A 24,514-nucleotide genomic window follows, 5' to 3' on the forward strand; every position below is an offset into this window, starting at 1 on the left:
GCGCTCAGACGCCGATGTCGCGGCCGTCCGCGCGCCACACCGCCACGACCGCCGGGCGCACGATCTTCCCGGGCCCGTCGGGCCAGGTGCTGGCCGGCCGCTCCACCGAGGCGCCGTCGACCTCCCCCGGGTGCTGCACGGCGACCAGCACGCGCCGGTCCTGGACGAGCGGGCCGCAGGTCTCCGCTCCGGTCGGCACGGTCAGGAACTGCTTCAGCTCACCGCGCCGGTCGCCCTTCGTCGCCACGCCGAAGAGACCGTCGTGGGTGCCGAGCGCGTTGCCGTCGGTGGAGATCCACAGGTTGCCGTGGCCGTCGAAGGCCACGTTGTCCGGGCAGGAGATCGGGCTGACGGCGTCCTTCGGGAAGCCCGCGAAGTACGTCGCCGGGTCCTCCGGGTCACCGGCCACCAGGAACAGCGACCAGGCGAACGTGGTGGCGTCGGCCCGGTTGCGGCGCTCGGTCAGCTCCAGGACGTGGCCGTGCTTGTTGGCGACGCGCGGGTTGGCCTCGTCGGGGCCCGCGTAGCCGGACTTGCCGCGGTTGGAGTTGTTGGTGAGGGCGACGTACACCTTGCCGGTCCCCGGGGACGGCTCGATGTCCTCGGGCCGGTCCATCTTCGTCGCGCCGACCTTGTCACCGGCGAGCCGGGTGAAGACGCAGACCTCCTCCGCCGTCATGCCCTCGACGTGCGAGACGGCACCGTCGGCGGTGGCGGTGACCAGCGGGATCCAGCGGCCGCTGCCGTCGAACTCGCCGTCGCGCGGCAGCTTCCCGCTGCCGTCGATGTCCTCGGCCGGGGAGTCGCCGGTGAGCTTGGCGACGTACAGGGTGCCCTCGTCGAGGAGCGTCAGGTTGTGCTCGCGCGCGCTGCGGCTGCTGCCGTGCCGCATCCGCTTGCTGCCGACGAACTTGTAGAAGTAGTCGAACCGCTCGTCGTCGCCGGTGTAGACGACGGGACGCCCGTCGGAGGTCAGCCGCACGGTCGCCGCCTCGTGCTTGAAGCGGCCGAGCGCGGTGTGCTTGCGGGGCGTGGACTGCGGGTCGTACGGGTCGAGTTCGACGACGTACCCGAAGCGGTGCACCTCGTTGGGCTCCCGGGCGACGTCGAAGCGCTTGTCGAACCGCTCCCACTTGCGCTCGGTGGCGCCGGTGCCGATGCCGTAGCGCTTGTCGGTGGCGCTGCTGCTGTTGGCGAAGTACTGGTTGAAGTTCTCCTCGCCGTGCAGCGTCGTGCCCCACGGGGTGGTGCCGCCGGAGCAGTTGTTGAGGGTGCCGAGCACCTTGCGGCCGGTGCGGTCGGCAGAGGTCTTCACCAGGTCGGACCCGGCGGCCGGGCCGGTGAGCCGGAACTCGGTGGTGGCGGTGACGCGCCGGTTGAGGTGGTGCCGCGGCACGGGGGTCAGCCTGCCGCTCCTGCGGTCCTCCTCCACGACGACGGCGGACAGCCCGTGCGCGGCCCACGCGATCTCGACCTGCTCGCGGGTCGGGTTCTCGGGGTCGTAGCCCCGGAACATGAGGACCTCGTCGGTGTACTCGTGGTTGGCGACGAGGAGCTGCCGGCCGCGCTCGCCCTTCAGCGGCAGCAGGGCGAGGAAGTCGTTGTTGTACCCGAACTGCCCGGCCTGCGCCTTCGCGGTCTGCTTCTCCGGGTCGAAGGCGGGCGCCCCGCGCAGAATGGGCTCGCCCCACCGGATGACGACGCCCTGCCGGTACCCCTCCGGCACGACGACGGCGTCCTCGGTGTTGGGGGCCACGGGCGCGAACCGCAGCCCGCGCGCGCCCTGCGGCTCCGGCTGCTGACCGTGTCCCGCCCCGTGGCCCGTTCCGGCCGCCGGCGCGGCCTGCGCGGAGGGCGCCCCGGCCACGCCCACGGCACCGGCGCCCGCCGCGGCGACGGTGACGACGGCCGCGGCGCGCATCAGGGAACGGCGGCTGAGCGCACCCGCGATGACGTCGCCGACGTACTCGTTGGAGCTGGTGTTGGGCACCTCGTGGAAACAGGCGTCACCACACCGGAAACGGCAGGTCATGGCGGACCGGCCGCCGGGATGCGAACCGGACGGCGTTCCGATCAACGGCAGCAGCTTGCGCACTTCGTTCTCCCCTGGGATGCCCTGTGATGCCCTTGGTGTCAGCGCGACGGTAGGTGCGCATTTGTGCGGGAGACGGGCGCCGGAGTGAACGCAGGGTGAACCCGTGGCAGCCGAACCGGAATTGGCCCGCGGCCGGATCCGGCCCTTGACGCGCCGGTGACCGCATGCCAAACCCTGCGCAAGATCACAAGACGGGGCCGCTAACCTTACGTGTCCGTCCTGGCCAGGGATTGACGGGCATCAACTCACGCGAAGGGTTGCGCACATGGGCATTCTCACTCTCTTGCGGAACGCGTTCGGCCGGTCACGCAAAGCACGGGCCGCCCAGGCGGAGGGTGCGACGCAGGAGGCGGCGGCACCGGCCGCCGCTCCGGAGCCGACGCTCCCGTCCCAGCCCACCGCACCCGAGGAGCCGACCGAGGCGGCCCCGGAGCCCCGGGCGACCGCCCAGGTCCCGGAGCCCCGCACCGAGACCGACGAACACGAACTCGTCAAGGCCGCGTTCGCCAACATCACGGTCCCCAAACCGTCCCCCTCCCCGGACACCACGCTCCCGCCCCCGGCCCCCGCTCAAGAGCCCGAGCCCGAGGCCGGAATCGGGGCCAAGCCCGCGGCCGAGCCGGAGCCCGAGGCCAAGCCCGCGGCCGAGGTCGAGGCCGAGCCCAAGCCCGAGGCCAAGGTCGAAGTCGAGCCGGAGCCCGAGACAGAGCCGGAGCCCGAGGCCAAGCCCGCGGTCGAGGCCGAGGCCGAGCCGGAGCCCAAGCCCGCGGCCGAGGTCAAAATCGAGCCGGAGGCCAAGCCCGAGCCGGAGCCTGAGGCCGAGCCCACCGCCGAGCCCGAGCCGGAGGCCAAGGCCGAGCCCACCCCCGAGCCCGAGGCCAAGACCGAGCCGCAGGCCGCCACCCCCGAACCGGCAGCCGCCGACGTCGAGGACACCCCACAGGGGCCACCCGCACCCGACAACGAAACCCGCACGGGTGGTGCGGGTGGGAACACCCAGGCCGAAGGCGAAGCCGAGGCCCCGGAACCCGCGGCCGCCGACGGCGAGGAAACCGCACCCGACCCCCAGGCCGAGGCCGAGGCCGACGACGAGAACGCCCCGCAGGGCCCCGCCCCCAAACCCGCCACCCCCGCGGCGCGACTCCGCTCCCGCGCCCCCGCCCTCACCACCGCCTACAAGGCCGCCGGCACCGCCCTGAAGAAGCACACCCTCACCGGCACCCGCGCCAAGGTCTACCTCGTCCTCGACCGCTCGGCCTCCATGCGCCCGTACTACAAGGACGGCTCCGCCCAGGCCCTCGCCGAGCAGACCCTCGCCCTCGCGGCCCACCTCGACCCCGAGCCCACCCTCCACGTCACGTTCTTCTCCACGGAGGTGGACGGCACCGGCGAGCTGACCCTCACCGACCACGAGAACAAGATCGACGAGCTGCACGGCGCCCTCGGCCGCATGGGCCGTACCAGCTACCACGCCGCCGTCGAGGCCGTCCTCGCCCAGCACGACAAGGAGGCCCCGGGCACCCCCGCCCTGGTCGTCTTCCAGACCGACGGCGCCCCGGACGCCAAGACCCCGGCCACCCAGACCCTCACGGACGCCGCCGCGAACCACCCGAACGTCCACTTCTCCTTCGTCGCCTTCGGCGACCCGGAGAACAAGGCGTTCGACTACCTCCGCAAGCTCAAGACGCCGAACACCTCCCACTTCCTCGCCGGCGAGAGTCCGAAGGAGCTCACCGACAAGGAGCTGTACGAGGGCGTGCTGGCCGCCTGGCGCCCGTAACCGCCACGCACCCACCGCACGCACCCCACCGGGGGGTGGACCGGGAAACCACCCGTCCACCCCCCGAAACACGTGTGAGCCGATCTCCGCGGGACCAGTAGGATTTCGACCATGGCGGCCACTGGAACCGAGAAGCAGGGTGGCAAGGCGTTCTACGTCAGCACCCCCATCTACTACGTCAACGACGCTCCTCACCTGGGCCACGCCTATACGACCGTCGCAGGCGACGTGCTCACCCGCTGGCACCGCCAGCGCGGCGAGAAGGTGTGGTACCTCACCGGCACGGACGAGCACGGTCAGAAGATCATGCGCACCGCGGAGGCGAACGGCGTCAGCCCGCAGCAGTGGGCCGACAAGCTCGTCACCGAGGCGTGGAAGCCTCTCTGGGAGCACCTGGAGATCGCGAACGACGACTTCATCCGCACCACGCAGAAGCGGCACACCGACCGCGTCCAGGAGTTCGTGCAGGACCTGTACGACAAGGGCGAGATCTACAAGGGCGGCTACGAGGGCCCGTACTGCGTGGGCTGCGAGGAGTACAAGCTCCCCGGCGAGCTGCTCGACGGCGAGGGCGAGTACGCGGGCCAGAAGCTGTGCCCGATCCACAAGAAGCCGGTGGAGATCCTCAGCGAGGAGAACTACTTCTTCAAGCTGAGCGAGTACAGCGAGAAGCTGCTCGCCCACTACGAGGCCAACCCGGGCTTCATCCAGCCCGAGTCCGCGCGCAACGAGGTCGTGAACTTCGTCCGCCAGGGCCTGCAGGACCTCTCCATCTCCCGCTCGACGTTCGACTGGGGCGTGCCGGTCCCCTGGGACGACAAGCACGTCATCTACGTGTGGGTCGACGCCCTGCTGAACTACGCCACGGCGGTCGGCTACAACGAGAACCCGGAGAAGTTCGAGTCGACGTTCCCCGCCGACGTGCACCTGGTCGGCAAGGACATCCTCCGCTTCCACGCGATCATCTGGCCGGCGATGCTGATGGCGCAGGGCCTCCCCCTGCCGGGGAAGATCGCTGCGAACGGCTGGCTGATGGTCGGCGGCGAGAAGATGTCGAAGTCCAACCTGACCGGCATCAAGCCGCAGGACCTGACCTCGCACTTCGGCGTGGACGCGTACCGCTGGTACTTCCTGCGCGCGATCGCGTTCGGCCAGGACGGCTCGTTCTCCTGGGAGGACTTCTCCGCCCGCTACACCAGCGAGCTGGCCAACGACTACGGCAACCTCGCCTCCCGCGTCGCGGCCATGGTCGGCAAGTACTTCGGCGGCACGCTGCCGGAGGCGACGGCCGACGGGGACGCCGAGAAGGCGGTCCAGGACGGCCTGGCCAAGGCCGTGGCGCTCGCCGACCGCAAGATCGGCGAGGAGCTGGACTTCCAGGGCGGCATCCTGGCCGTCTTCGACTTCGTCAAGCAGGTCAACGGCTACATCACCGAGCAGGAGCCCTGGAAGGTCGCCAAGGACGACTCGCCGGAGGGCAAGGCCCGCCTGGCGACGATCCTCTACACGGCCGCGGAGTCCCTGCGCGCGGTGGCGGTCCTCCTCAACCCGGTCATGCCGGAGACGTCCCAGAAGCTCTGGGACTCCCTCGGCGCGGAGGCCTCCCTCGGCGGCCTCGCGGACCAGAAGGTCCAGGAGGCGGCGGACTGGGGCCGGCTGCCGGCCGGTTCGACGGTCACCAAGGGCGCGGTGCTCTTCCCGCGCCTAGAGGAGAAGCCGACCGCGTAACGCGTCTGCCACAAGCGAGGGGCCGGGGAGGACGAGATCTTCTCCCCGGCCCCTCGCTCTGCGAAGATCCCGGGAAGACGGCCGGCCGGCCGTCGCCACTCACGCGGGGGGATCCGTCCATGGCACTGTTCGGCAACGCGCACAGCATCGATCCGTCCCAGGCGCAGCAGGAGTACGCGCGTCTGCTCGGCCAGGGGGAGCAGGTGCACGCCGCCTACCTGCTGATCCGCGACACGATCCTGTTCACGGACCGGCGGCTGATCCTGGTCGACAAGCAGGGCATCACCGGCAAGAAGACCGAGTACCACTCCATCCCGTACCGCAGCATCACCCACTTCGCGGTGGAGACGGCCGGTCACTTCGACCTCGACGCCGAGCTGAAGATCTGGCTGTCCGGCAGCGCGGCCCCGATCCAGAAGACCTTCACCAAGGGCGTCGACATCTACGAGGTCCAGGCGATCCTGACCCAGTTCGTGGCTCGCTAGGCGTCACGGACGTGCCCCCGCCCGGCAAGGACCGGGTGGGGGCACGTTCGTCGAGGAATCAGCGTCCGGACGCGTACGTCACGAAGTCCGCCCACGCCTGCCGGCCGAGCGCGAGACGAGGGCTCGCGTCCCGGTGCTTGGAGTCACGGACGTGGATGGTGCCGGGAGTGGTCGCGATCTCCACGCAGGAGTCACCGTCGGGTCCGTCGCTGTAGCTGCTCTTGAACCACGCCAGTTCGGAGGCATCCCTGGCGGTGGGCTTGCGGATCATGTCTCTCCCAGCAGTAGCTCGATGAACGCCAGCGACTCTCCCGGCGGAAGAGCCTGGGCGCGGATGGTGCCATACCGCAGTTCAAGGATGCGAAGCTGCCTCGGATCGTGCGTGGGCCGGCCGTTGAACGCCCCGTCGGAGCGCCCCACCGCCGTGCCGTCCTCGAACTTCAGCACTTCGATCCTGCCGCTCATGCCGGAGTGTGGTCCGCTGTCCATCGGCATCACCTGGAGGGTGACGTTGTTCAAGTGCCCCACCTCCAGCAAGCGTTCGAACTGCTGTCGCCGCACCATTGTGCCTCCAACCCTGCGGCGAAGCGTCGCCTCTTCCAGGACGAAGCTGAGCGCGGGCGCGGGACACCGGTCGTAGATGGCTCGGCGAGCCATACGGGCGGCCACTCGGCGCTCCAGGTCCTCGGGAGAGTAGGCAGGCTGCCACGACTCCAGCAGAGCACGGGCATGCTCGGGAGTCTGCAGCAGTCCGGGGACGCTGCTGCACACGTACACCCCGATCTCCACGGCCCGAGCCTCCATCTGGGCCAGGTCCCGCACCTTCTTCGGGTACCGGACCCTCGCGACGTCCTCCTTCATCGCGGCGAGCAGCCCGCCCGCCTCCAGCACCTCGTCCGCCCGCTCCAGGTACTCAGGCCGGGGAATCCGCTTCCCGCCCTCGATCTTGTAGACGAGATCCTCGCCGTACCCCACGGCCTTGCCGAAGTCGCCGGCCCGCATCCCGACCGCTTCGCGCCGCAGCTTCAACTGCCGCCCCACGGTGGCGATCACCGCCACGCCCCACTCGTCGTCCGGGTCCACCTCCCACCCCGGCTCGTCAGCCTCGGTCCTGAGCTGCCGAACCTCGCCGTCCACCGACATGCGCGCGCCCCTCCGTCGAACCGCCTCGTACCAGCCAGGCCCTACCCGTACGCCACGCCCCGACAAGCCCGGACACCACCGGACAAGGACCGGACAGTCACCGCTCACCACCAGAGCGTCACCGCCACGGTGGCACATCCGGCTACGCAGGGTGAGTCGATCCGCCCTCTCCACCCCGCAACCACCGGCACCCGACGGCCCACGCTCCGGTACGACCTGCGCTCCCCATGCACTACTCACCGGGGGAAAGGACCCCGCCAAGCCCCACCCCTCCCTCCCGCCGGGGAGGCTCACTCCCGCGAGTGAATATGCCAAGTGGGCTGGTTTCGTGACCGGTTGCCTGCTTTACGCTCATCGCCAGCAGTGCACGACGACCCCCAGACATGCGACGGCCCTCGCCGGGACTGGCATCCCAGTGCGAGGGCCTGACCACCGAGGAAGATGAGGCTTCCCGATGGATACCGAAAACCCTAGCGCGCCCTCGCGCGCCCGGTCCCGTATCGCGCGCAAAAACCACCCCGACGGGCAGCCGCTCGCCGGCGTCACCCACGACCACGTCCGCCACACCGAGAACTTCACGGTGATCGGCAACGACCTGGCCCAGCACCGGGAGCTGTCCCTGCTCGCCATCGGCCTGGCCTGCTACATCCAGTCCGTGCGTCCGGGCACCGCCGTCGACATCAAGACGCTCGCCGCCCGCTTCCCGGAAGGCCCCACCCGCATCGCCGCCGCCCTGAACGAACTCGAAGCGCACGGCTACCTGATCCGCAGCCGCGAGCGCACCGCCACCGGCCGGATCGTCACCCGTACGGTCTCCTGCAACAGGCCCGGTCACCGCGCCGGCCGGGAGACGTCGTCCCGCAGGCCCGCACGGCGGACGACCCCCGACGAGCCCGCGCCACGCAAGCGCCTCCCGGCGGTCCCCCAGCCGTCACACCCCTGGCCCGCTCTCCTCCAGGCAGCCGTCGAGGTCCTCACCGGCCTGCGTCGCCACGACCCCCGCCTGCTCCTGTCCGCCACCGACGCCGAACACCTCGCCCCGGGTGTCGCCGCCTGGCTGGAACGCGAGGCCACCCCCACCGCCGTACGCCACGCCCTGACCGCGAACCTGCCGGACGAACCCTTGATCCGCCCGGCCGCGCTTCTCGCCCACCGCCTGGCCGCCCAGCTGCCGCCTCCACCGCCGTACCGGCCCACGGCCCCACCGGGCCCCGAGCCCCGCCACCCCCTCCAGACCTGCGACGGCTGCGACCGCGCCTTCCGGGCGGCCCGGCCCGGCCGGTGCCGCGACTGCCGCCCCGCCCCACCCACCGAGGGCCTGCCCCGCTACGAAGCGTCGTGAGACGGCGAAGGGCCCGCCGGCGGAGTCGCTCCGCCGGCGGGCCCTCCGGGCGTCCGCCTACTTCGGCTGCGGCTTGCGCACCGAAAGGTGCAGTTCGCGCAGGCGGCTCTCGTCCAGCTCGGTCGGGGCGCCCATCATCAGGTCCTGGGCGTTGCCGTTGAGCGGGAAGGCGATCGTCTCGCGGATGTTCGGCTCGTCGGCCAGCAGCATCACGATGCGGTCGACGCCCGGGGCGATGCCGCCGTGCGGCGGGGCGCCGAAGCGGAACGCGCGCAGCATGCCGGCGAACTTGTCCTCGACGGTCTCACGGTCGTATCCCGCGATCTCGAACGCCTTGAGCATGATCTCCGGCTCGTGGTTCCGGATCGCGCCCGAGGACAGCTCGACGCCGTTGCAGACGATGTCGTACTGCCAGCCCAGGATGTCCAGCGGGTCCTGGGTTTCCAGGGCCTCCAGGCCGCCCTGCGGCATCGAGAACGGGTTGTGCGAGAAGTCGATCGCGCCGGTCTCCTCGTCCTTCTCGTACATCGGGAAGTCGACGATCCAGCAGAAGCGGAAGACGTCCTCCTCGAAGTGCCCGGCGCGCTTGGCGGCCTCGACCCGCACCGCGCCCATGATCTTCGAGACCTCGTCGAACTCGCCCGCGCCGAAGAACACCGCGTGACCGGCGGCCAGCGACAGGCGCTTGGTCAGCTCGGCGACATTGTCCTCGGTCAGGAACTTCGCGATCGGGCCGGACAGCGTGCCGTCCTCGCCGACGCGGACCCAGGCCAGGCCCTTGGCGCCCTGCGAGACGGCGTAGTCACCCAGCTGGTCGAAGAACTTGCGCGGCTGGCCGGAGACGTCCGGCACCGCCAGGGCCCGCACGTGCTTGCCGGCGAAGGCCTTGAACTCCGAGCCCTCGAAGACGTCGGTGATGTCGACGAGCTCCAGCTTGGCGCGCAGGTCCGGCTTGTCGGAGCCGTACTTCAGCATGGCCTCGCGGAACGGGATCCGCGGGAACGGCGACGTCACGTGACGGCCGTTGCCGAACTCCTCGAACAGCTCGGTCATGAGCTTCTCGATCGGCTGGAAGACGTCCTCCTGCTCGACGAAGCTCATCTCCACGTCGAGCTGGTAGAACTCGCCCGGCGAGCGGTCCGCGCGGGCGTCCTCGTCACGGAAGCAGGGCGCGATCTGGAAGTAGCGGTCGAAGCCGGAGATCATCAGCAGCTGCTTGAACTGCTGCGGGGCCTGCGGCAGCGCGTAGAACTTGCCCGGGTGCAGACGGGACGGGACCACGAAGTCACGAGCGCCCTCCGGGGAGGTGGCGCTCAGGATCGGCGTCGCCATCTCGTTGAAGCCCAGCGCCGTCATCTTGTGCCGGATCGCCGAGATGACCGCCGTGCGCAGCATGATGTTGCGGTGCATGCGCTCGCGGCGCAGGTCCAGGAAGCGGTACTCCAGGCGCCGCTCCTCGTTGACCCCGTCCTCGGTGTTGATGGTGAAGGGCAGCGGCTGGGCCGCGCCGAGCAGCTCGACCTCGCCCACCTCGACCTCGACCTCACCGGTGGGCAGGTCGGGGTTGATGTTCTCGGCACCGCGGGAGACGACCTTGCCGTCGACCCGGACGGTCGATTCCTTGGTCAGCTTGTCCAGCGCCTCGTACGCCTCCGTACCCGGACGGGCGACGAGCTGGGTGATGCCGTAGTGATCGCGCAGATCGATGAAGAGGATGCCGCCCAGGTCGCGCCGATTGTGCAGCCAGCCACTCAGTCGGACGTCGGTGCCGACGTCAGAGGAGCGGAGCTCGCCGCAGGTGTGGGACCTGTACCGATGCATCGTCGTTCATCCAGTCTTCGCGGATCGGGGGCTGTGTCCCACGGATCTCACGGGGCTCACCTGGCGTGGTCTCGCGGTCCGTGTTTCACGTGAAACAACCCCAGCGTACCGGGGACTCACGGCTCGGTTCCTCACCAATACCGCGGGAGCGAGCGGTGGCAGCCTCCGATCACCTCTTCTTACAGTGGGGCAATGCGCACTGGCGAGCCCCTGCCCGAGGTGGGGGAGGTCCTCACCGCCCTCGCGACCGGCCTCTGGCACTGGGACACCGCCGCCCGAGAGGTCACGGTCGACGCGGAGGCCGCCCGGCTGCTCGGACTGCCGGCCCGGGGGGCCAGGCTCACCGAGTCCCAGGTGCGGGCCCGGCTGCACCCGGTGGACTGGAACGAGGTCACCGGGGTGGTCCAGCGGGCCGTCGCCGAGAACACGCTCGCCGAGGTCCGTATCCGGATCATGGACGAGCACGGGCGCAACGTCCGGGTGGTCCGCAGCCGCTCCAAACCGTCCTTCGACTCCGCGCGCAAGGCCTACGAGCTGATCGGCACGCTCCAGGAGGTCGCCGAGCCGACGCCCGGCACCCCCGCGGGACGCAGCGCGGTGACCGGCGACTGGCGCCGCTCGCGGGAGGCGTTCCTGCTGGACGCGGGCCGGGCCCTCGCGGAGGCACGCTCCACCGCCGAGGTGCTGCGGGTGGCCGCGGGCCTGGCGATGCCCGGGTTCTCACCGGACGGGCTCGCGGTGTTCGGCGTGTCGGGCGACCACCTGACGGTCATCGGCCACCACGGCCAGCCGCAGAACGACATGAACCCGTTCGTGGACATGCCGCTGGAGACCGACTACCCGGCCGCCGAGGTGGTCCGCACCGGCCGTGCCGTCTACCTCTCCTCCCCCGGGCAGTACCGCGCCCGCTACCCGATCACCTGGCCGCTCGCCGAGCGCTTCGGCCGCCAGTCCTGGGCCTTCCTGCCGCTGGTCGCGGGGGGCCGCACCATGGGCGCCTGGATGGCCGCCTTCGCCTATCCCGTCGCCTTCACACCGGACGAGCGGTCGGTGCTGACCACCGTGGCCCGGATGCTGGCACAGGCGCTGTCCCGGGCCGGCGCCGCCGAGACCCAGCGGGAGCTGACCGACGGACTGCAGCGCACCATGCTGCCCGCGCTGGGACCGGAGATCCCCGGCACAACCATCGCCGCCCGCTACGTCCCCACCGGCGGCGGACTCCAGGTCGGCGGCGACTGGTACGACATGATCCCGCTGCCCCGGGGCCGCTTCGCCCTGGTCATCGGCGACGTCCAGGGACACGACGTACGGGCCGCCGGGCTGATGGGCCAGCTGCGCATCGCCCTGCGCGCCTACGCGTCGGAGGGCCACCGCCCCGACGCGGTGCTCTCCCGGGCCTCCCACTTCTTCCACAGCCTGGCCGACTCCGCCGAGGACCCCGCCGACCTGCGCTTCGCGACCTGCTTCTACGCGGAGGTGGACCCGGCCACCGGCGTCGTGGAGAGCGCCCGGGCCGGCCACCTGGACCCCGTGGTGCGGATGGCCGACGGCACCGCGCTGATCCTCGCCACCGAGGGCGGGCTGCCGCTCGGTGTCGACCCGGACTCCGACTACCCGACCTCCCGGCTCGCCCTGGAGCCCGGCGACACCCTGATGCTGTGCACGGACGGGCTGGTCGAGACGGGCGGCCACGACCTCCAGACCGGCTGGCACCGCCTGCGGGTCGTCCTGGAGGAGCACGAGGGCGACCTGGAGGAGCTGGCCGACGCACTCGTCCAGGCGGTGCACGGGCCGTCCTCGCACCACACCACCGGCCCCCTGGCCGACCGGCGGGAGGACGACATCGCCCTGGTGCTGCTGTGCTGGCAGGACGAGAGCTGCGGCAACGGCACGAGCACCGTCGCCCGGCCCCCCGTACGGCGCACGATGCTGACGGTCGCGCAGGCCGAGCCCGAGCGGATCGCCGTCGCCCGGCAGCATCTGCGGGACCTGCTGCACGACTGGCCCGACGAGGAGCAGCGGGACGCGGCGGTCCTGCTGCTGTCCGAGGTGCTGACGAACGTCCTCGTCCACACCGACGCCAACGCGCTGCTGGTCGCCGAGGTCAGCGGGAATCCGGGCGAGCGGCACATCCGGGTGGAGGTCACCGACAGCGGCGACGACCTGCCGCACAAGCGACGCCCGGGGGAGATGGCGTCCTCCGGACGCGGCCTGATGCTGATCGAGCTGCTTTCGGACGCCTGGGGCGTCGCCCCGCGCGGCGAGGGCAAGAGCATCTGGTTCGAGTTCTACGAATCCCCGGACGACGGGTCCGAGGACGGATCCGAGGAAGAGCCGGGCGCCGCCCTCGGACTGGTGGACGTCTCCTCGGTGTCCGAGTAGCGGCCCTGGAGCTCGTGGACGATCCCGAACGCGGCGGCGGTGAGCGGAACGGCGAGGAGCAGCCCCAGGATGCCCGCCACCGACGCCCCCGCGGTGAGCGCCAGCAGGACGACCGCCGGGTGCATCTGCACGGTCCGGCTCTGGACCATCGGCTGGAGCACGTGCCCCTCCAGCACCTGCACGGCCAGCACCACCCCGAGGGCCCACAGCGCGATGACGAACCCGCGGTCGGCGAGCGCGACCAGCACGGCCACGGCCCCGGAGATGAAGGCGCCGAGATAGGGGATGTAGGCGCCGACGAAGACCAGCGCGCCGAGCCCGACCGCGCCGGGCACGCGGAGCACCAGCAGCCCCACGGTGATGCAGAGGGCGTCGATGAGGGCGATGAGGGTGGTGCCCCGCATGAACCCCTCGACGGCCCCGAAGGCCCGCCGCGCCATCGCCTCGGCCATGTCGGCGCTGCGCCGGGGGACGACGGAGCGCACCGTGCCGACGGCGCGGTCGGAGTCGCGCAGGAAGAAGAAGACGAGCAGCAGCGCGAGGACCGCCATGGCCAGCATCTCGCCGGCCACGCTCACCCCGGTGATCACCCCGGAGGCGGCCGTACCGCCGAACTTGCCGAGCAGCTCGCGGGAGTTGGTGGCGAGGTCGTCCAGAGAGGTCCCGGCCGCCCCGAAGTGCTCGGCGACGCCTCGGGCCGCCTCCTTGAGCGAGGCGATGATCTGGTCGCCGGTGTCGACCAGCGCGGCGACCACGATGTACACGGCCCCGCCGACCACGGCCACGACGGCGACGCAGGTCAGCCCGGCGGCCAGCGACCGCTGCACATGCGCCTTCACCAGCCGCCGGTGCAGCGGTCTGAGCAGGGCGGTACCGAGCAGCGCGAGCAGCGCCGGGGTCACCGCTGTGCGGAACTCGACGCACAGCCTGATCGCGACGTAGACGACACCGCTGGCGAGCAGGATGACGACGCACCAGGCGGCGAAACGGCGTACCGGACCGGGAAGCAGGTGCACCGCTCCAGCCGATCACGCACCGGGCGGGCTGTCCTGTGCGGACGGCCCGCCCGGGTGAGACCACGCGGCCGTACGGCCGTCAGGCGCCGGGGCCCTCGGCGGACATGCCGTGCACCGCGGGGACGGTGCCCAGCCGGCCCTTCTGGAAGTCCTCGAAGGCCTGCATCAGCTCGTCCTTGGTGTTCATGACGAACGGACCGTAGTGGGCCATGGGCTCGCGGATCGGCTGCCCGCCCAGGAGGACGACCTCGAGGTCGGGGGTGTGCGAATCCTGCTTCTCGTCCGCGCGGACGGTCAGCGATCCGCCGGCCCCGAACACCGCCGTCTGACCCAGGTGGATCGGACGCCGCTCGGCACCCACCGAACCGCGCCCGGCCAGCACGTACGCGAGGCCGTTGAAGTCCTCGCGCCAGGGCAGCGTGACCTCGGCGCCCGGCGCGAGCGTGGCGTGGACCATGGTGATCGGGGTGTGCGTGATGCCGGGACCCTCGTGGCCGTCCAGCTCGCCGGCGATGACGCGCAGCAGCGCGCCGCCGTCGGGCGAGGTGAGCAGCTGGACCGAGCCGCTGCGGATGTCCTGGTAGCGCGGGGCCATCATCTTGTCCTTGGCCGGGAGGTTCACCCACAGCTGGAGACCGTGGAAGAGACCGCCCGACATGACCAGCTGCTCCGGCGGCGCCTCGATGTGCAGCAGGCCGGAGCCGGCCGTCATCCACTGAGTGTCGCCGTTGGTGATGGTGCCGCCACCGCCGTTGGAGTCCTGGTGGTCGAAGATCCCGTCGATGATGTAGGTGACGGTCTCGAAGCCGCGGTGCGGGTGCCAGGGCGTGCCCTTGGGCTCTCCGGGCGCGTACTCCACCTCACCCATCTGGTCCATCATGATGAACGGGTCGAGATGACGGTAGTTGATCCCGGCGAACGCGCGGCGCACCGGGAAGCCCTCGCCCTCGAAACCGCCGGGAGCGGTCGTGACGGTGAGCACGGGACGTGCCACGGCGTCGGCGGGTGCGGATACGCGGGGCAGCGTCAACGGGTTCTCGACGGTCACTGCAGGCATGTCGGTACCTCCTCGGGTACGCCCACTTTAGTTGAGCGTTGAACTTCTTGCCACCCTGAACCAAGAAAACCCGGAGGGCATTCCCTCCGGGCTCCGCCGGACCCCGGCCGGACGAACGGGTTCATCCGAGCGCGCGCACGACCGCCGCGACCATCAGTCCGGCGCCCCAGGCGACCAGGGGCAGTCCGGGCACCAGCAGCAGCACCCCCGCCCCGGCCAACCAGGCCGCGGTGCCGCGTCCGACCTTGGTGGTGCGGGCCGGATCGCGCGGGTCGTAGAGGATGTCGACGCGCTCCGCGCCCCCGCCCGCGCCCGTGCGCGCGTGCCGGCGCCCCTCGGCATCGGCGTAGACGTACCGGTGGTGCCGGGTCGTCGCGCCGAATTCGTCGACGACGACGTCCGTCCCGCCCTCCAGCCGCCCCTCGGTCACGATCCCGCGCCGCCGCAGGACGTACGCCGTGCGGCCCACCCGCAGCCCGGCACCGGCCGCCTCCAGGCCGAGCCGGCCGACGACGGGGCCCAGCAGCCAGAACCAGTAGGAGGCGGCGCCCGCGCCGCGGACCACGAAGAACACCAGGACGAGCACATAGGCGGCCGCCGCGGCCCCCCACAGCCGGTTCGGCGACACCGCCGGCGCGCTCCGGCGGCAGAAGGACAGGGACGGGGCCGTGCTCCTGCGGATCACGTCGGCACGATAAGGGCACCCCGCCGACGGAAGGAATCACTCCGCTCGTCGGCCGTCCGCGCGGCGGCGGCGTCTAGCCGTACATCCGGCGCATCGCGAAATCGACCATCTGTTCGACCGCCTTGGCGTCGAAGACCATCCGGTGCTCGCCCTCCATGTCCAGGACGAAGCCGTAGCCGGTCGGCAGCAGGTCGATCACCTCCGCGCCGGTGATCACGAAGTACTTGGACTCCTTGCCCGCGTACCGGCGCAGCTCCTTGAGCGAGGTGAACATCGGGATCACCGGCTGCTGGGTGTTGTGCAGCGCCAGGAAGCCCGGGTTGTCGCCGCGCGGGCAGTAGACCTTCGAGGTGGCGAAGATCTGCTGGAAGTCCTCGGCGGCCATCTGCCCCGTGGTGAAGGCGCGCACCGCGTCCGCGAGCGAGGGCGGCGACGGCTCGGGGTACAGCGGCGGCTGCTGCCCGTAGCCGCCGGACATCGGCTGCTGCGGCGGCGCGTACTGCTGCTGCTGAGGACCCGCGGTCTGGTCGTAGCCGTACATGGCGCACAGCGTAACGAGTAACGAGTCACAGATGGGCGGTGCGGGGTTGCTTCTTATTACCGACGGGTAGCATCATCGGAGCTACTAGTTGGTATGTGTATGAGTGTGCGAGGAGCCAGTGCCTCGCCGATCTATCGACGGAGCCGTCGCCATGGGGCACTACAAGCCGAATCTCCGGGACATCGAGTTCAACCTCTTCGAGGTGCTCGGCCGTGACAAGGTTTACGGCACGGGCCCGTTCGCGGAGATGGACACGGACACCGCCAAGAGCGTCCTCGAGGAGCTGACCCGCCTCTCGGAGAACGAGCTGGCCGAGTCCTTCGCGGACGCCGACCGCAACCCGCCGGTCTTCGACCCGGAGACCAACACCGCGCCGGTCCCCGCGTCCTTCAAGAAGAGCTACCAGGCCTTCATGGACTCCGAGTACTGGCGCCTCGGCCTGCCCGAGGAGATCGGCGGCACCACCTCCCCGCGCTCACTCATCTGGGCCTACGCGGAGCTGATCCTCGGCGCCAACCCGGCCGTGTGGATGTACTCCTCCGGCCCGGCCTTCGCCGGCATCCTCTTCGAGGAGGGCAACGAGGTCCAGAAGCACATCGCCAAGATCGCCGTCGAGAAGCAGTGGGGCTCCACCATGGTGCTCACCGAGCCGGACGCCGGCTCGGACGTCGGCGCCGGCCGCACCAAGGCCGTGCAGCAGGAGGACGGCTCCTGGCACATCGAGGGCGTGAAGCGCTTCATCACGTCCGGCGAGCACGACATGTCGGAGAACATCCTCCACTACGTCCTCGCCCGCCCCGAGGGCGCGGGCCCCGGCACCAAGGGCCTGTCCCTCTTCCTCGTCCCGAAGTACGAGTTCGACTTCGAGACCGGCGAGCTGGGCGAGCGCAACGGCGTCTACGCCACCAACGTCGAGCACAAGATGGGCCTGAAGGCCTCGAACACCTGCGAGATGACCTTCGGCGACCGCCACCCCGCCAAGGGCTGGCTGATCGGCGACAAGCACGACGGCATCCGCCAGATGTTCCGCATCATCGAGTTCGCCCGCATGATGGTCGGCACGAAGGCGATCTCCACCCTCTCCACGGGCTACCTCAACGCCCTGGAGTACGCCAAGGAGCGCGTCCAGGGTCCCGACCTGGCGAACTTCATGGACAAGACCGCGCCCAAGGTCACCATCACGCACCACCCGGACGTCCGCCGCTCCCTCATGACGCAGAAGGCGTACGCCGAGGGCATGCGCGCGCTGGTGATGTACACCGCCTCCGTCCAGGACGAGATCCAGGTCAAGGAGGCGAACGGCGAGGACGCCTCGACCGAGCACGCCCTCAACGACCTGCTCCTGCCGATCGTCAAGGGCTACGGCTCGGAGAAGGCCTACGAGCAGCTCGCCCAGTCGCTCCAGACCTTCGGCGGCTCCGGCTTCCTGCAGGAGTACCCGATCGAGCAGTACATCCGCGACGCCAAGATCGACACCCTGTACGAGGGCACCACGGCGATCCAGGGCCAGGACTACTTCTTCCGGAAGATCGTCCGCAACCAGGGCGCCGCGCTGAACTCGGTCGCCGAGGACATCAAGAAGTTCCTGGCGCTCGCCACCGGCGGCGAGGAGCTGTCCGGCGCCCGCGAGCACCTGGCCAAGGCCGCCGTCGAGCTGGAGGCCATCGTCGGCCTGATGCTCACCGACCTCGCGGCCACCGAGCAGGACGTCAAGAACATCTACAAGGTGGGTCTCAACACCACCCGCCTGCTGCTCGCCTCCGGCGACGTGATCGTCGGCTACCTGCTCCTCAAGGGCGCCGCGATCGCCGCCGAGAAGCTGCCGACCGCGTCCGCCAAGGACAAGGCCTTCTACACCGGCAAGATCGCCGCGGCGAAGTTCTTCGCCGCCAACGTCCTGCCCGGCGTCACCCTGGCCCGCAAGGTCGCCCAGGGCGTCGAGCTGGACCTGATGGAGCTGGACGAGGCCGCCTTCTAAGGCCCTTCCGGACGCCCGCGAGGTTCCTTCCGGAGTCTTTCGGGCACTCTCCACAGTCCCCACACACCCTCACGAGGGCCCGCTCCCGGCAGACGGGGAGCGGGCCCTCGCACGTCGTTAAGGTGAACCCCATGAGCGCACCCTCCCGCTTCGACCGCGGCCACACCGACGACCTGATGTCCTTCCTGGCGGCCGGCCCGACGCCGTACCACGCCGTGGCGAACGCCGCCGAACGGCTGGAGAAGGCCGGTTTCCGGCAGGTCGCGGAGACGGAGGCCTGGGAGGGGACGACCGGCGGCAAGTACGTGCTGCGCGGCGGCGCGATCGTGGCCTGGTACGTCCCCGAGGGTGCCGAGCCGCACACGCCGTTCCGCATCATCGGCGCGCACACCGACTCCCCCAACCTGCGCGTGAAGCCGCGCCCCGACAGCGGTGCGCACGGCTGGCGCCAGATCGCCGTGGAGATCTACGGCGGGCCGCTGATGAACTCCTGGCTCGACCGCGACCTGGGGCTGGCCGGCCGCCTCTCCCTGCGTGACGGCTCGACCCGGCTGGTCAACGTCGACCGCCCGCTGCTGCGCGTCCCCCAGCTCGCCATCCACATGGACCGCAACGTGTCCACGGAGGGCCTCAAGCTCGACAAGCAGCGCCACCTCCAGCCCGTCTGGGGCCTCGGCGACACCGTGCGCGACGGTGACCTCATCTCCTTCCTGGAGGAGGAGGCCGGTCTGGAGCCGGGCACGGTCACCGGCTGGGACCTGATGACCCATTCCGTGGAGCCCCCCGCGTACCTGGGGCGCGACCGGGAGCTGGTGGCCGGCCCCCGCATGGACAACCTGCTGTCCGTGCACGCCGGGACCGCCGCCCTGGCCGCCGTCGCCGCCTCGGGCACCGGCCTCTCCCACATCCCCGTGTTCGCCGCCTTCGACCACGAGGAGAACGGCTCCCAGTCGGACACCGGCGCGGACGGCCCGCTGCTCGGCGGCGTGCTGGAGCGCTCGGTGTTCGCGCGCGGCGGCTCGTACGAGGACCGGGCGCGGGCCTTCGCGGGCACCGTCTGCCTGTCCTCCGACACCGGCCACGCCGTCCACCCCAACTACGCGGAACGGCACGACCCGACGCACCACCCGCGCGTCAACGGCGGCCCCATCCTGAAGGTCAACGTCAACAACCGTTACGCCACGGACGGTTCGGGCCGCGCCGTCTTCGCCGCCGCCTGCGAGAAGGCGGACGTCCCCTTCCAGACGTTCGTCTCCAACAACTCCATGCCCTGCGGCACGACCATCGGCCCGATCACGGCGGCCCGGCACGGCATCCGCACCGTCGACATCGGCGTGGCCATCCTGTCGATGCACAGCGCCCGGGAGTTGTGCGGCGCCGACGACCCGCATCTGCTGGCGAACGCGCTGGTGGCGTTCCTGGAAGGCTGAGCCCGCCGTCGCGCCCCCGGCCGGAACGCCCTTGTGCCGCATGGCTGTTCCAGCCGGGGGTACCCGAACGGAACCGGATCGACCGGAAAGCCGGACCGACCGGATCTACAGGGAGGCGACACTCATGGGCCTCGGCGGGTGCATCATCCTCATCGCCGTGGGAGCCATCCTCACGTTCGCGACCGACTGGGACATGCAGGGGGTCAACCTCGACCTGGTCGGTGTCATCTTCATGATCGTCGGTCTGATCGGTGTCGCGACGTTCAGCAGCATCGCCCGGCGCCGCCGCGTCGTGATGCCGCCGACGACCCCCGTCGTCGAGGACCGGCCCCACCACCACACACGTGACGGCTACAGCGACGGCTACGGCGCCTGAGCGCGCCCGCGGCGGGCCGCGCTCAGCCTGTCGGCCTACCGTCCGCGTCCCGGAGCGTTCGGCGGGGAAGCGGTCAGTGCATGAGATTCCTCGTGTACGACCGGCTCCTCGGCTTCGGTGACGACTACTGGATCGAGGACGACAACGGCAACAAGGTGTACCTCGTCGACGGCAAGGCGATGCGGTTGCGGGACACCTGGGAGCTGAAGGACGCCCAGGGGCGGGTGCTCATCGACATCCACCAGAAGATGTTCGCCCTGCGCGACACGATGGTGATCGAGCGGGGCGGCGAACCGCTGGCGACCCTGAAGCGCAAACGGCTGTCGCTGCTGCGCAACCACTACCGGGTCTCCCTGGCCGACGGCACCGAGCTGGACGTCAGCGGCAAGATCCTCGACCGCGAGTTCGCCATCGAGTACGACGGTGAGCTGCTGGCCGTCGTCTCCCGGCGGTGGCTGACCCTCCGGGACACCTACGGTGTGGACGTCGTCCGCGACGACGCGGACCCGGCGCTGCTGATCGCGCTGACCGTGTGTGTGATCCACCTGGCGGAGAAGGAACGGGAGAAGGGCGACGAGGGCGAGTGAGCCCCCCGCCCTCCCGTCACCGGCGCGGTGTCCGCAGGCCCAGCACCCGGTCCTTGAGGGCCGGGAACTGCTCCCGGGTCCGCGCCACCTTCGCCGGGTCGAACTCCACGGTGAGGATCTCCTCGTCCGCGCCGGCCTCCGCCAGCACCTCGCCCCAGGGGTCGACCACGATCGAGTGACCGGCCTGCGGCACCCCGGCGTGCGTCCCGGCCGTTCCGCAGGCGAGGACGAACGCCTGGTTCTCCACCGCACGCGCCCGGGCCAGCAGCGTCCAGTGGGACCGGCGGCGCTCCGGCCAGCCCGCCGGGACGACGAGGGTCTCGGCGCCGGCGTCGACGAGACCTCGGAAGAGCTCGGGGAAGCGGAGGTCGTAGCAGGTCGCCACGCCCAGGGTCGTCTCCGGCAGACGGACCGTCACCAGGTCGCTCCCCGCGCCCATCAGCACGGCCTCGCCCTTGTCGAAGCCGAAGCGGTGGATCTTGCGGTAGGCGGCGGCCAGGTCGCCGGCGGGGGAGAGGACGAGGGAGGTGTTGTAGAGCTCTCCGTCGGGGCCGCGCTCGGGGACGGACCCCGCGTGCAGCCACACCCCCGCGTCGCTCGCCGCCTTGGCCATCGCCTCGTACGTCGGCCCCTGGAGCGGCTCGGCGCGCGCGCCGAACTCCTCGAAGGCGAACGCGCCCGTGGTCCACAGTTCCGGCAGCACGACGAGGTCGGCGCCCGCCTGGTCCCGGACCAGCGACGCCGCGCGCAGGCGGCGCGCTTCGACGGATTCGTCCTCGTTCACAGCGATTTGGATCAAAGAGGCGCGCACACTACCACCGTCCTGGCATTCGAGCCGTCCACTCGGGCCTACGATCGTCACACGAAAGCACTGCCGGGGTGCCGCACAGCAGCGTAACTTGGGGGTCCCCCTGGTTCGAGCGCAGCCGAGAACCGGGGGAGTTCCAAGACCGCCGACCGCAGCCACCTCCCACTGGCACCGCCGCCACAACCTGCCCGTGTACCGACCGCCGAGGGGTCCCGTTCCGTGAGTCTGCATCCCACCCTCCAGCCCTACGCCGACGCCTGGACTCACTCCATCGAGGCGATATCCGAGCTGGTCCAGCCGCTTGTGGAAGCAGAGTGGAACCGTCGCACCCCCTGCCCGGGCTGGTCGGTGCGGGACGTCGTCTCGCACGTCATGGGCCTGGACTCCGAGATGCTCGGCGACCCGCGCCCCATTCACGCGCTCCCGCGCGACCTGTTCCACGTCACCAACGACCAGCAGCGCTACATGGAGATGCAGGTCGACGTCCGCCGCCACCACACGGCGCCCGAGATCACCTCCGAGCTCGAGTACATGATCATCCGGCGCAACCGGCAGCTGCGGAACGAGTCGCGGGACCCGGGCACCAAGGTGCGCGGTCCGATGGGTTCCGAGCTGACGCTGGAGGAGTCCATGCGCCGGCACGCGTTCGCCGTGTGGGCGCACGAGCAGGACCTGCGCACGGCCCTCGGCCGCCCCGGCAACCTCGACTCCCCCGGCGCGCTCGTCGCCCGTGACGTGCTGCTCGCGGAGCTGCCCGGCGTCGTCGCCGAGCGCGCGGACGCGCCGCGCAGTTCGGCGGTCGTCTTCGACGTCCACGGCCCGGTCGAGTTCCTGCGCACGATCCGCGTCGACATCCAGGGCCGCGGCACGCTGGAGACGGCCCCCGCCCTCGGCCCGGCCGCCGCCCTCACCCTCGACTGGGAGACGTACGTCCGCCTGGCCTGCGGCCGGGTGACACCGGAGGCCGTCGCGGACCGCATCAAGACGGAGGGCGACCCGGACCTGACGACGGCGATCCTGCGCAACTTCGCGGTCACCCCCTAGCTGCGGGCAGTCGTGCCGCTGGGGCGGCACGGGTGGGCGCAGCGGCACCCCGCCACGCCGTGGCTGCGCACCCACCCCCGTCCCGCCGGCGCGCGCCCGGTGCCTACACAGGGACGTGCACCGTCTCCACCCGGCTGGCCACCAGCCGCTCCCGCTCCCTGCGCGCCGCCCGCTTGCGCAACCGGATGATCTGCGTCACCCCGAGCGCCTGCAGCACGAACACCGACGAGAACGCCACGGCGTAGTCGTCCCCGGTCGCGTCCAGCAGCACCCCGATCGCGAACAGCGTGGTCATCGATGCCACGAAGCCCCCCATGTTCGTGATCCCGGACGCCGTCCCCTGCCGCTCCGGCGGATTCGCCGGCCGCGCGAAGTCGAAGCCGATCATCGACGCCGGCCCGCACGCGCCGAGCACCGTGCACAGCACGATCAGCAGCCACATCGGCGCGTGCTCGGCCGGGTAGGCCAGCGTCGCCGCCCACAGGGCCGCCGTCGCGCCCACCGTGCCGAGCGCCAGCGGCAGCCGAGCCGCGTGGTGCCGGGCGATGATCTGGCCGTAGACCAGGCCGACCGTCATGTTGGACAGCACCACGAGGGTGAGCAGCTCGCCGGCCGTGCCCCGGGACAGCCCCTGGGCCTCCACGAGGAACGGCATGCCCCACAGCAGCAGGAACACCATCGCCGGGAACTGGGTGGTGAAGTGCACCCACAGCCCCAGCCGGGTGCCCGGCTCCCGCCAGGAGGCGGCGATCTGCCGTCGTACGTACGCGGCCCCCTGGTGCGGCACCGGATCCGGCTCGTGACCCTCGGGGTGGTCCTTCAGGAAGAGCACCAGCAGGACGAGGACGACCACGCCGGCGAGCGCGCTGCCCGCGAAGGCCGCCGTCCAGCCGATGCCGTGCAGCAGGCGGGCCAGGACCAGCGTGGAGACCAGGTTGCCCGCCATGCCGACCAGTCCGGCGAGCTGGGCGACCATCGGCCCGCGCCGGGCCGGGAACCAGCGGGTGCCGAGCCGCAGCACGCTGATGAAGGTCATGGCGTCGCCGCAGCCGAGCAGCGCCCGCGAGGCCAGCGCGGTGCCGTAGGTCGGTGAGAAGGCGAAGCCCAGCTGCCCCACCGTGAACAGGACGACGCCGATCCCCAGCACCCGCTTCGTGCCCAGCCGGTCGACCAGCAGGCCCACGGGTATCTGCATGCCGGCGTAGACCAGCAGCTGGAGGATGGAGAAGGTGGACAGGGCGGAGGCGTTGACGTGGAAGCGGTCGGCCGCGTCGAGGCCGGCCACGCCCAGGGACGTGCGGAAGATGACGGCGACGAAGTAGACGGCGACGCCGATGCTCCAGACGGCGATCGCGCGCCGCCCTCCGGGCGGATCACCCGGCAGGGTGCTCTTTCCCAGTGCGGCGGAACTCATCGGACCTCACCCCGCGCCAGGTGCGAGAACCAGCCCACGTGCCGGTGGACCACGCCGACGGCCGCCTCCGCGTCCCCGGAGCGCAGCGCGTCGAGGATCTCCTCGTGCTCGGTGAGCGTCTTGGCGATCCGGTCGGGGTGGGAGTGCATGACGGCGACGCCCATGCGCAACTGGCGGTCGCGGAGCTGGTCGTAGAGACGGGAGAGGATCTCGTTGCCGCCGCTGCGGACGATCTCGGCGTGGAAGCAGCGGTCGGTGACGGAGGCGGCGGCGAGATCGCCTGCGGCGGCCTGCTCGTGCTGGCGGGCGAGCAGTTCCTCCAGCCGCTCGATGAGCCCGGGCGGTGCGGGCACGGCCTTGCGCGCCGCGTGCTCCTCGACCAGCAGCCGGGTCTCCACCACGTCCGCGATCTCCTGGGCGGAGACCGGCAGGACCAGTGCGCCCTTCTTCGGGTAGAGCCGGATGAGTCCCTCGACCTCCAGCCGGAGCAGCGCCTCCCGCACCGGGGTGCGCGAGACGCCCACGGCCTCGGCGAGTTCACCCTCGGTGAGCAGGGTCCCGCCCTCGTAGCGGCGCTCGAGGACGGCCTGCTTGACGTGGGCGTACACGCGGTCGGCGGCGGGGGGTTGCTTCACGGCCATGGTCATGCCCACAGGATAGATACAACAGGGACGCAAGAGGGGCCCCGTCCAGCATCCGGACGCGCATCCACCCATCCGAGGGAAGTGCCCGCACAGAGCACAACCGTCCGTGCTATTCACGTGTCCCACAGGCGCGGCCCATTCTGGACCGACCCACAACT

21 protein-coding genes are annotated in these 24,514 nt (G+C 71.0%); 10 read left to right on the forward strand and 11 right to left on the reverse strand.

The window, feature by feature from the left end; all coding sequences use genetic code 11:
• Positions 1 to 4: 4 nt before the first annotated feature.
• Entirely contained in the window at positions 5 to 2,095 is a 2,091-nt protein-coding gene (locus ACIRG6_RS17695) for a PhoX family protein (protein ID WP_364675549.1), read from the reverse strand.
• Between the two features lie 265 nt (positions 2,096 to 2,360).
• Between ACIRG6_RS17695 and ACIRG6_RS17700 the strand changes: the two genes are divergently transcribed.
• The 3 genes from ACIRG6_RS17700 to ACIRG6_RS17710 all read left to right on the forward strand — a co-directional run bounded on the left by ACIRG6_RS17700 (position 2,361) and on the right by ACIRG6_RS17710 (position 6,088).
• Positions 2,361 to 3,875: a VWA domain-containing protein gene (locus tag ACIRG6_RS17700; RefSeq protein WP_403323445.1), complete on the forward strand. Its 1,515-nt coding sequence runs from the start codon at positions 2,361 to 2,363 to the stop codon at positions 3,873 to 3,875.
• Between the two features lie 111 nt (positions 3,876 to 3,986).
• Positions 3,987 to 5,603 carry a methionine--tRNA ligase gene (metG, locus tag ACIRG6_RS17705; RefSeq protein WP_350717200.1) on the forward strand — a complete coding sequence of 539 codons (1,617 nt, stop codon included), beginning with the start codon at positions 3,987 to 3,989 and terminating at the stop codon, positions 5,601 to 5,603.
• 119 nt (positions 5,604 to 5,722) lie between these two features.
• On the forward strand, positions 5,723 to 6,088 hold the full coding sequence (locus ACIRG6_RS17710) for a PH domain-containing protein (protein ID WP_403323447.1): 366 nt from the start codon (positions 5,723 to 5,725) through the stop codon (positions 6,086 to 6,088).
• Between the two features lie 58 nt (positions 6,089 to 6,146).
• Here the strand turns inward: ACIRG6_RS17710 and ACIRG6_RS17715 are convergent, their stop codons facing one another.
• Together ACIRG6_RS17715 and ACIRG6_RS17720 are read right to left on the reverse strand one after the other, a co-directional pair.
• Positions 6,147 to 6,359: a DUF397 domain-containing protein gene (locus ACIRG6_RS17715; RefSeq protein WP_364675543.1), complete on the reverse strand. Its 213-nt coding sequence runs from the start codon at positions 6,357 to 6,359 to the stop codon at positions 6,147 to 6,149.
• The gene (locus ACIRG6_RS17720) at positions 6,356 to 7,231 is read right to left on the reverse strand and encodes a helix-turn-helix domain-containing protein (RefSeq protein ID WP_364819543.1); all 876 of its coding nucleotides are present in this window, start codon (positions 7,229 to 7,231) and stop codon (positions 6,356 to 6,358) included. Before ACIRG6_RS17720 ends, ACIRG6_RS17715 begins: the two co-directional genes overlap by 4 nt.
• A 454-nt stretch (positions 7,232 to 7,685) precedes the next feature.
• Here ACIRG6_RS17720 and ACIRG6_RS17725 point away from each other — a divergent pair, with 454 nt between their 5' ends.
• A complete protein-coding gene (locus ACIRG6_RS17725) occupies positions 7,686 to 8,573 on the forward strand; it encodes a helix-turn-helix domain-containing protein (protein ID WP_364819544.1) in 888 nt (295 codons plus the stop codon).
• A 57-nt stretch (positions 8,574 to 8,630) separates the two neighbouring features.
• Here ACIRG6_RS17725 and aspS read toward each other — a convergent pair whose 3' ends face one another.
• Positions 8,631 to 10,394 carry an aspartate--tRNA ligase gene (gene aspS, locus ACIRG6_RS17730; protein ID WP_364675535.1) on the reverse strand — a complete coding sequence of 588 codons (1,764 nt, stop codon included), beginning with the start codon at positions 10,392 to 10,394 and terminating at the stop codon, positions 8,631 to 8,633.
• Positions 10,395 to 10,586: 192 nt separating this feature from the next.
• Here aspS and ACIRG6_RS17735 point away from each other — a divergent pair, with 192 nt between their 5' ends.
• A complete protein-coding gene (locus ACIRG6_RS17735; protein WP_364675532.1) occupies positions 10,587 to 12,776 on the forward strand; it encodes a SpoIIE family protein phosphatase in 2,190 nt (729 codons plus the stop codon).
• Here the strand turns inward: ACIRG6_RS17735 and ACIRG6_RS17740 are convergent.
• The 4 genes from ACIRG6_RS17740 to ACIRG6_RS17755 form a co-directional block, all read right to left on the reverse strand.
• Complete coding sequence (locus tag ACIRG6_RS17740; protein WP_364675530.1) at positions 12,683 to 13,792, reverse strand: AI-2E family transporter; 1,110 nt, start codon at positions 13,790 to 13,792, stop codon at positions 12,683 to 12,685. The genes ACIRG6_RS17735 and ACIRG6_RS17740 overlap by 94 nt on opposite strands.
• 79 nt (positions 13,793 to 13,871) lie before the next feature.
• Positions 13,872 to 14,849 carry a pirin family protein gene (locus ACIRG6_RS17745; protein WP_225638328.1) on the reverse strand — a complete coding sequence of 326 codons (978 nt, stop codon included), beginning with the start codon at positions 14,847 to 14,849 and terminating at the stop codon, positions 13,872 to 13,874.
• A 121-nt stretch (positions 14,850 to 14,970) separates the two neighbouring features.
• Positions 14,971 to 15,534: a hypothetical protein gene (locus ACIRG6_RS17750; RefSeq protein WP_403323452.1), complete on the reverse strand. Its 564-nt coding sequence runs from the start codon at positions 15,532 to 15,534 to the stop codon at positions 14,971 to 14,973.
• A gap of 73 nt (positions 15,535 to 15,607) precedes the next feature.
• Positions 15,608 to 16,075 carry an SseB family protein gene (locus ACIRG6_RS17755; protein WP_189230111.1) on the reverse strand — a complete coding sequence of 156 codons (468 nt, stop codon included), beginning with the start codon at positions 16,073 to 16,075 and terminating at the stop codon, positions 15,608 to 15,610.
• A gap of 151 nt (positions 16,076 to 16,226) precedes the next feature.
• On the opposite strand from ACIRG6_RS17755, the gene ACIRG6_RS17760 reads away from it, so the two are divergent.
• From ACIRG6_RS17760 to ACIRG6_RS17775, 4 genes are all read left to right on the forward strand, one after another.
• Positions 16,227 to 18,053, forward strand: a complete 1,827-nt coding sequence (locus ACIRG6_RS17760; protein ID WP_189230112.1) for an acyl-CoA dehydrogenase — start codon at positions 16,227 to 16,229, stop codon at positions 18,051 to 18,053.
• 131 nt (positions 18,054 to 18,184) lie between these two features.
• The gene (locus ACIRG6_RS17765) at positions 18,185 to 19,483 is read left to right on the forward strand and encodes a M18 family aminopeptidase (protein ID WP_364675523.1); all 1,299 of its coding nucleotides are present in this window, start codon (positions 18,185 to 18,187) and stop codon (positions 19,481 to 19,483) included.
• Positions 19,484 to 19,607: 124 nt separating this feature from the next.
• The gene (locus ACIRG6_RS17770) at positions 19,608 to 19,859 is read left to right on the forward strand and encodes a DUF6458 family protein (RefSeq protein ID WP_189230114.1); all 252 of its coding nucleotides are present in this window, start codon (positions 19,608 to 19,610) and stop codon (positions 19,857 to 19,859) included.
• Between the two features lie 80 nt (positions 19,860 to 19,939).
• A complete protein-coding gene (locus ACIRG6_RS17775) occupies positions 19,940 to 20,446 on the forward strand; it encodes an LURP-one-related/scramblase family protein (protein ID WP_239765050.1) in 507 nt (168 codons plus the stop codon).
• Between the two features lie 16 nt (positions 20,447 to 20,462).
• Here ACIRG6_RS17775 and ACIRG6_RS17780 read toward each other — a convergent pair whose 3' ends face one another.
• Positions 20,463 to 21,257 carry a carbon-nitrogen family hydrolase gene (locus ACIRG6_RS17780; RefSeq protein WP_364675520.1) on the reverse strand — a complete coding sequence of 265 codons (795 nt, stop codon included), beginning with the start codon at positions 21,255 to 21,257 and terminating at the stop codon, positions 20,463 to 20,465.
• Positions 21,258 to 21,473: 216 nt separating this feature from the next.
• Here ACIRG6_RS17780 and ACIRG6_RS17785 point away from each other — a divergent pair, with 216 nt between their 5' ends.
• On the forward strand, positions 21,474 to 22,298 hold the full coding sequence (locus tag ACIRG6_RS17785; RefSeq protein ID WP_364675518.1) for a maleylpyruvate isomerase family mycothiol-dependent enzyme: 825 nt from the start codon (positions 21,474 to 21,476) through the stop codon (positions 22,296 to 22,298).
• 103 nt (positions 22,299 to 22,401) lie between these two features.
• Here the strand turns inward: ACIRG6_RS17785 and ACIRG6_RS17790 are convergent, their stop codons facing one another.
• Together ACIRG6_RS17790 and ACIRG6_RS17795 are read right to left on the reverse strand one after the other, a co-directional pair.
• Positions 22,402 to 23,712 carry an MFS transporter gene (locus ACIRG6_RS17790; protein ID WP_364675516.1) on the reverse strand — a complete coding sequence of 437 codons (1,311 nt, stop codon included), beginning with the start codon at positions 23,710 to 23,712 and terminating at the stop codon, positions 22,402 to 22,404.
• A complete protein-coding gene (locus ACIRG6_RS17795; protein WP_318213623.1) occupies positions 23,709 to 24,359 on the reverse strand; it encodes a GntR family transcriptional regulator in 651 nt (216 codons plus the stop codon). Before ACIRG6_RS17795 ends, ACIRG6_RS17790 begins: the two co-directional genes overlap by 4 nt.
• Positions 24,360 to 24,514 lie beyond the last annotated feature (155 nt).

Source organism: Streptomyces flaveolus (genome assembly GCF_044765825.1).
In the GTDB taxonomy this organism is placed as follows: Bacteria; Actinomycetota; Actinomycetes; order Streptomycetales; family Streptomycetaceae; genus Streptomyces; species Streptomyces flaveolus.